This is a genomic window from Enterococcus sp. RTP21361st1_A6_RTP21361_211029 (genome assembly GCF_040910045.1).
GTDB classification, from domain to species: Bacteria; Bacillota; Bacilli; order Lactobacillales; family Enterococcaceae; genus Enterococcus_D; species Enterococcus_D gallinarum.
In genome coordinates this window covers 1-2202 of the sequence record NZ_JBDGBK010000178.1, presented here as the reverse complement: position 1 = coordinate 2202, position 2202 = coordinate 1, and the positions used below count along the sequence as shown (strand labels likewise).

3 protein-coding genes are annotated in these 2202 nt (G+C 36.6%); 1 reads left to right on the top strand and 2 read right to left on the bottom strand.

The genetic code is table 11. The features are described from left to right. Both AB5Z52_RS16735 and AB5Z52_RS16730 read right to left on the bottom strand, forming a co-directional pair. A partial coding sequence (locus AB5Z52_RS16735; protein ID WP_368267111.1) for a hypothetical protein occupies nt 1–295 on the bottom strand: 295 nt, incomplete at its 3' end. Nucleotide 296: 1 nt separating this feature from the next. After that, entirely contained in the window at nt 297–578 is a 282-nt protein-coding gene (locus AB5Z52_RS16730; protein WP_002347307.1) for a hypothetical protein, read from the bottom strand. 799 nt (nt 579–1377) lie between these two features. Between AB5Z52_RS16730 and AB5Z52_RS16725 the strand changes: the two genes are divergently transcribed. Continuing rightward, nucleotides 1378–2202, top strand: an 825-nt coding sequence (locus tag AB5Z52_RS16725; RefSeq protein ID WP_368267109.1) for a replication initiation factor domain-containing protein, incomplete at its 3' end; no start/stop codon positions are given.

The window sequence follows — 2202 nt, the reverse complement described above, 5'->3', positions numbered from 1 at the left end:
TCGTTTCTTGATACACTTTAGAATTTGTACCGATAAGAACACCTGTATCTTTTAGATATAAATCAGCAAATTCTGCAATGATTTCGGACATGATGGAAATTTCTTTTCCCATAGCATTTAGTTTGGCTTGGTTGCTGGTAGTCGTAGTATTGGTATCAGGTTCATAACTCATACATAAAAAACGAATGGCTTCCGAGTAATTGTTGATATCTGGATTTCTTTCGATAATGGAATCTAAAACGTCCACGTGACTGGGATAAAGGGTAACGTGTTTTTGAACAGAAGTTTTTCTCATGTTATCTTCCTCCGATAAGTGTTTCAATGAGTTGGTTGTTTGTACGAACATATTCATTCAGCGTTTCAGTATTTTTTTCTTGAATAGCGATAAATTTTTCGAGTAATAAATCGAATTGATCTTTCTTGTAATGCATAAGTGCGTGGTCAAAATCGTTTTCGATTAGGACTTTTAAGTAGCGATTTCGACTCCATTTTTTGCCAGTTTTATTTGTGAGTTCTTGGCAACGTTTGTCTATTTTTGCAATAACCTTTGAATCGATCTTCCGAACTAAAATGTCCATAGAAAAACTCCTTTCGCATTTGTGTATAATTTATGTATATCATACGAATATAGTATTTGTATAGCTGTTTTTTGCTAAAATACTATACATAAGCTAGCCACGATGGCGAAAAAGTGATATCAAATTTTTTTCTGAGAAACGTGATAGGCACAGCCTATCTACCCACTTTTTTTAGAAAGTGGGTACACGTTTCCTTATGCTCTTTATAAAATGGTGATGTGCGACTTTTTTCTGTTCGTAAAAATAAAAAAAGTTTACGAAAATGAAACTAAACTGAACGATTATGACGGGCATGTAATCAAGATGAAATGATTTTATAAGCGCGTATTTTGCGTTCTAAGACGTTTTAGCGTTCATTTCGTTTAGTTATCGGCACAATCGTTAAAACACGTAAGAGAAGCGAGAATGGAGCCTGTAAGGCGACTGGTAGCGAAACGGCGTGTTAGATTGTGCAAGCCGAGAACTGAATGAAATGAAGAGCGGAAGCGTGAAATAATTTCGGCAGGAGGAGGCTCAAGGGGTTCGGGGAATGAAATTCCCTGAGGTCTTTTTATTTTTTTAAGAGGAGTGCTATAATCAAAGAAAACGAGAAAAAAGAGCAAAATAAAAGCCGAACGGTGTTGGAAGCACCCTTCGGCTAATTACGGAAACTACTCACCTAGTTCCGTAACTCAAATTCATTATACGAATATTTTTAGGTTTCTTCAAGCTAGAGATTTTTGGATATGGATTTTTAGAGTTACGTGAACTCTGGAAATTCTTTCCAAAAATCTCTTTTTTCTTTGAGGAGGAACAAAATTTGAGTAAACGTGGCACGATCATAAATGAGTGGGAAAAACTTAACCGCATATCTAACAGGCGGTTAAATGCACAAACTATGTGCACCCCCTTAAAAATGCAATGGTCAATTGACCGAATTACCATTGTTGGTACATTAAGGGAAAATATTTATTATCACACTCCCCATGATGTGTTGATTTTAGATTTTGAACAGCTTATGCGTCTAAACGAAGGTAACGGATATTTAAAAGCGGTTGGAAATAATGGCTGGCAATTACTAGACCAACATGAGGAAAATATAGCTTATATTGAGATTCTTAAGTTTCAAGAGGGAAAAGGGCGGATTGACTTTAACCCCAATAAAATTAGCCAATTTCTGGCGGGCTCGATGAAGAACTTTATCCATGATTTATTTTTAGAACCACATTTCTCACGTGCAGATATTGCTTGTGACATTATTGACGTGCCAGATGATTTCATTACCCAATATCGGGTGGTTGATCCTGTTTCTTTCAAACCAATTTACGGTCGGTCTGGGAAACTGGAAACAGCATATTGGGGAAGTCGTGCTAGTGAACGACAGATTCGGATGTATAACAAAAAATTGGAACAAGAAAGAAAACGGAAAGTTGTTCCGAAAGAAATCGATACTTGGTGGCGACTAGAATTGCAATTGCGAAGGGGGAAAGCAACTGATTGGCATGCAATGGTTCATGAAAGTTTAGATAGCTTTGCAAGTCCTCACTATTTGCCAGAAGATGTGAAAGTAACTGACAGAATGATGATTACTGCTCTTATAACGGAACATAGTTACTGGGGGCACATTCATAGAAATTCAAAATAT

Excerpts from the sequence above, each read along its gene's own strand:
- AB5Z52_RS16730 (WP_002347307.1), bottom strand. The coding sequence starts at position 578 with ATGGACATTTTAGTTCGGAAGATCGATTCAAAGGTTATTGCAAAAATA.